Origin of the sequence: Mycobacterium asiaticum (assembly GCF_001673315.1) — a bacterium.
Taxonomy (GTDB): Bacteria; Actinomycetota; Actinomycetes; order Mycobacteriales; family Mycobacteriaceae; genus Mycobacterium; species Mycobacterium asiaticum_B.
Window position 1 is genome coordinate 1 of record NZ_LZLQ01000139.1, and the last position, 5,186, is coordinate 5,186.

Here is a 5,186-nt window from a genome sequence, read left to right on the forward strand (position 1 = left end):
CGAGTCGGCGCAGGACCACCGGATCGTCCAGTGCTCGACCACCGTCGCTCTCCGCAAAGTCAGCCACCAGTTCTTCCATGCGGACCTGCAGCTCCGCATACAGCCGGGCCGCCCCGGCACGTTCGTGACTCAACGTTGTGGTGGCGACCTGCCATCCGGCATTCAGCGGACCCAGCAGGGCGTCAACCGGCACCCGGACATCGCGGAAGAACACCTCGGCGAAATCGGTGTCGCCGTTGAGGGTCACCAACGGGCGTGCCTCGATCCCCGGCAGGCTCATGTCGACGATCAGGCAGGAGATCCCCTTGTGCTTCGGCGCTTCCGGATCGGTGCGCACATAGAGCTGGCACCACTTCGCCTTGTGGCCCAGCGACGTCCAGATCTTCTGCCCGGTAATCACGAAGTGGTCATCGTCCTGCACGGCCTTGGTGCGCAACGCGGCCAGATCCGATCCTGCCTCGGGTTCGGACATGCCCTGGCACCAGATGTCGTCGGCGCGCATCATCCGGGGCAGCAGTATCGTCTTCTGCGACTCGGTGCCGTATTGCATGATGGCGGGAGCGATGTTGTTCATCCCGATGATGTTGAGCGGCACGGGGGCTCGCGCTCGCGTGGTCTCCTCGGTGTAGACCAGCTGCTCGAGTACCGTAGCGCCCCGGCCGCCGTACTCACGGGGCCATGACACCGCCGCCCAACCCGCATCTGCCATGGTCGCGTTCCACGCGCGGAGCCTCTCGAAGACGGCTTCCTTTCCGGGGAGGTCATGGCCGGAAGGCCTTCGCGCTGCGATCAATTCGTCGGTGAGATTTTCCGACAGCCAAACACGCAATGCGTCGCGGAATCGTTCCACTTCCGCGGGGTAGGAGAAATCCACGTTTGCTATTCGACCTCACGCGATTGACTGCAGCCAAGCCGGACTCTACGTTGGAACAGATATTTGGTCAACGTTGTTCCCCGCAGTTTGGGGGCTGAGCGTGGGAAACGACGCTCCTAGCGACCGGGTGCGGGGCCTGAGTATGTTCGCGTCGGCTCTCGCCGGCCGACCTGTGGCGGTTGACCTGTTGCCGCCGGGCGACGAAGCGGTATAGCTCGACAGCCTGCGGCGCCGGCGCGACCTGTCGGTGCTGCTGCCCCTCGATGTCTCGGGTTCGGCCGCCGAGCCGGGTACGGCGGGACGCACGGTGCACGAACAGCAGCGGGTGGCCGCGGCCAACCTCACCGTAGCTCTGCACTATCTCGGCGATCGAATCGCGTTGTACGCCTACTACTCTCAGGGGCGACGCGCGGTGAGCATGGTGCCCGTCAAGCGATTCGACGACCATCTCGACACACGCGTGATGAGACGGCTGAACAGTCTGCAGCCCGGCGCGTACTCCCGTCTCGGTGCGGCGATCCGGCGCGGCACGGCGGTCCTGAAAGCACGCGGCGGCACGTCGCGACGGCTGCTGGTGGTGCTGTCCGACGGGTTGGCCTATGACCATGGCTACGAGCGGGCGTATGGTGCCGCCGACTCGCGCCGCGCCCTGACCGAGGCACGCCGGCGAGGCACCGGGTGTGTGTGCCTGACCATTGGCGCCGGAACCGACGTGCCCTCGTTGCGCCGGGTGTTCGGCAGCACCGCTCATGCCACCATCGGCCGACCAGAACAACTGGCGGGTGTGATCGGGCCGCTGTTCAGGTCCGCATTGCGTTCGGCCGAGGTCCGTCGTCGGGTGTCCTGAGAAATCTGTTCGTGCTGGCGCTGGGCGTCGTGGTGGAAGCCGCGATGCTCAACGGGATGTCGCCGAATAAGTCAGCAATGCTGCCGGCCGGTGGTGTGGGCGTTGTGGATCATTTGCGTTTGTTTTGAAGATGTGTGATTGGCCACGGCGCGGTGGGGGTTGTCGTAGTGTGTCGCTGCTCGGCGATGGGTTTCGGGGCCAGGATGTCGTGAAGGGAGCGGGTTTTGTCTGGTGTGGTGTGGGTGGTGCCGGAGGCGGTTGTGGTGGCGGCGGCCGATGTGGAGCGGATTGGGGTAGTGGTTCGGGCGGTGAATGCGGCGGCGGTGGTGTCGACGTCGCGGGTGGCGGTGGCTGCGGGTGATGAGGTGTCGGCGGCGGTGGCGGCGTTGTTTTCTGGTCATGGGCAGGCCTATCAGGAGTGCAGTGCTGTAGCGGGAGCGTTTGGGGCCCGGTGGGTGCAGGCGGTGCAGGGCGCGGGACAGTTGTATGCGGGTGCTGAGGCGGCTAACGCCGGGTGGTTGCAGGGTGTTGAGCAGCGGGTGCTGGGTGTGTTGAATGCGCCCACTGAGGCGTTGCTGGGGCGTGCGCTGATTGGTGATGGTGTGGCGGGCAGCTCGGCGCGCCCTGATGGTGGGGCGGGCGGAATCTTGTACGGCAACGGTGGTGCCGGGTACAGCCAGACCGCGGTTGGGGTCGCCGGTGGGCGTGGCGGGTCAGCCGGGCTGATCGGTCACGGTGGAGCTGGTGGGGCCGGCGGGGCCGGTGCAAATGGCGGCGCTGGTGGAGCGGGCGGGTGGTTGTGGGGCAACGGTGGGGCCGGCGGTGCCGGTGGTGCTGCGGTTGCGGGGAGCGGGTTTGCCGGTGGAGCCGGTGGTGCCGGTGGTCATGCGGGTTTGATCGGGACCGGTGGGGCCGGCGGTCACGGCGGGGCCGGTGGCAGCGGTATTGATGGCGGCGACATGACGGTGACGGTGCGCGGGGCGAAACCGGCAATTGGATTGTCGACGTGGGTAACGGCTTTGGCACCGGCCAAACCGGCGGGGATGGCGGTGACCCGGGTGCCGGGGGCGCCGGAGGTGCCGGTGGCGCCAGCACCACCACCGCGGGCGCCGACGGGGCGCGTGGCGCGAGCCCGACCAGCGGGGGCAACGGTGGCCGCGGCGGCTTCGGAGCTTCTGGCAACGCCACCTCACCGAACGGAGGCGCCGGCGGAGTTGGCGGTGATGGTGGGAGCGTGGGCGACGGCGGTGCAGGCGGTGCCGGTGGCAACGGCGCGTCGGGGAATGACGGCGGCTCCGGCAAATCCGGCGACGCCGGGGGCAACGGCGGCACTGGCGGCAACGGTGGCAAGGGCTTCACGGGCGGCAACGCCGGGAACGGTGGCAGGGGTGGAAATGGCGGCAACGGCGGTGCCGACACGCGGATCGATGGCGCCACCGCCCCCGGCGGCGGCGACGGCGGCCACGGCGGTGACGCTGGCACGGCCGGCGCCGGCGCCACTTCCGCCAACAGCGGCCTCGGCGGCATGGGGGGCGACGGTGGACATGGCGGCGCCGGCGCCACGGGTAATGACGGCATCATCCCTGGTCATGACGGGAACGTCGGGGGCGCTGGCGGCAAGGGCGGCAATGGCGGCAACGGCTTCACCGGCGGCATGGCCGGCGACGGCGGCAGGGGCGGCGACGGCGGCAATGCCAGCCTCGACCCAGGAACTGGCGGTTCCGTCGCCCCAGATGGCGGTGGCGGCGGCCAGGGCGGTGACGCCGGCTTGGCCGGCACCGGCGCCACGGCTGACGGTACCGGCGGTAAGGGGGGCGACGGCGGAACTGGCGGCGACGGTGCCACAGGTAATGACGGAGCGATGGGCAAAGCCGGCGACGCCGGAGGTAACGGGGGCAACGGAGGAAACGGGGGCGCTGGCTTCACCGGCACCGGCGGCAACGGCGGCGGTGGTGGCAAGGGTGGTAGCGGCGGCGACGGAACAGCCCAGCCCGGCACCGCCGCCGTCGGCGGCGCGGGCGGCGGCGGCGGCAACGGCGGCAACGCAGGCACCGGCTCCGCCGCAGGTACCGGGGGCGCCGGCGGCGCTGGTGGTGGCGGCGGCGACGGCAGCGCAGTCGTCTCGAAATCAGGCGACTTGGGCGCCGGTGGGGCTGGCGGCGCGGGCGGCAACGGGGGCGCCGGCTTCACCGGCACCGGCGGCGACGGGGGCGCCGGCGGCGCCGGTGGCAAAGGGGCAAATCCCGGTGCTCTTGGTCACGGGGGTACTGGCGGCGCCGGTGGCAACGGCGGCGATGCCGGCCTCGGCACCATCTCTGCGGGCGACGGGGGCGCCGGCGGCGCCGGCGGCAAGGGTGGCGACGGCCGCACCAACAGCATAAACAACAGCAACGGCGCCCACGGCGGCGATGGCGGCGACGGCGGCAAGGGTGGCGACGGCGGCAACTCTGGTGCCGGTGGCACCAATGGTGCCAGTGGTGCCGGCGGCGATGGCGGCGACGGCAGCAACGGCTTCGATAACAACATAATTGGCGACGGCGGCGGCGACGGCGGCGACGGCGGCGACGGCGGCAACGCCGGAAAGGCCGGCAGCGGCGGCACCTTCCTGACTGGCACTGGCGGAGCCGGCGGCGATGGCGGTGCCGGCGGCAACGGCGGCAACGGTGGCGTAAAAGCCCGCAGTGCTCCCGGCGGCGCTGGCGGCAATGGCGGGAATGGCGGCGATGGCAGCGTCGGCGACCTAATTGCGAAAGCCGGCCACGGCGGTGCTGGCGGCGACGGAGGCAAGGGCGGGCAAACTGACGTCCTTTACACGTCAGGAACAATAGGAGGTATCCCCGGCGGCAACGGCGGTGCTGGCGGCAACGGCGGCAACGGCGGCGCCAGTATCGGCGGCATTTCCCAGAACACAGGCGGCAACGGCGGCGAGGCCGGTGACGGTGGTGTCGGCGGTACCGGCCTATTCGGCACCACCGGGCGCGATCCCCTTGCACCCGGGGGCGGTGGCTTCGGCGGATTCGGCGGTCAGGGTGGAAACGGCGGCTTAGCCGCTAACGGCTTCACCAACACCGGCGGTGCCGGCGGCACTGGCGGCACCGGCGGAGCCGGGGGCACTGGCGGCGACGCGTTCGCCGGGACGGCAGACGCCGGCGGCAACGGCGGTAGAGGCGGCGGCGGCGGCGAAGGCGGTGACGGCGGTCTCGGCGTCGGCGGCACCGGCGGCTCGTCCGGGGGTGGCGGCGCGGGTGGTGGTGGTGGCACCGGCGGCACCGGCGGTAACGGCGGCGGGGGCGACCCCGGCGATCCCGCCACCGGCGGCGGACCGGGCACCGGCCCCAACGGCGGCACCGGCGCCCCTGGCGGTGCCGCAGGCACCGGGGGTGCCGGCGGGGCCGGCGGCTCCTGAGAGGTCCCCGGTAGGCACGACGCTGCTGGCCGAGCTAGCCGTCAGACTCACCGCATGCG

General features: G+C 71.1%; 1 protein-coding gene and 3 pseudogenes. 3 read left to right on the plus strand and 1 reads right to left on the minus strand.

Annotated elements, in window-relative coordinates:
- Positions 1-874, minus strand: an 874-nt coding sequence (locus A5636_RS22250) for an acyl-CoA dehydrogenase family protein (RefSeq protein ID WP_065160805.1), incomplete at its 3' end; no start/stop codon positions are given.
- Positions 875-1,088: 214 nt separating this feature from the next.
- Here A5636_RS22250 and A5636_RS22255 point away from each other — a divergent pair.
- The 3 pseudogenes from A5636_RS22255 to A5636_RS27480 form a co-directional block, all read left to right on the plus strand.
- A pseudogene (locus A5636_RS22255) lies at positions 1,089-1,721 on the plus strand (VWA domain-containing protein); the annotation flags it as partial.
- A gap of 5 nt (positions 1,722-1,726) precedes the next feature.
- Positions 1,727-1,813: pseudogene (locus tag A5636_RS27960) on the plus strand (hypothetical protein); the annotation flags it as partial.
- A 141-nt stretch (positions 1,814-1,954) separates the two neighbouring features.
- Positions 1,955-5,127, plus strand: a pseudogene (locus tag A5636_RS27480) (PE family protein).
- Positions 5,128-5,186 lie beyond the last annotated feature (59 nt).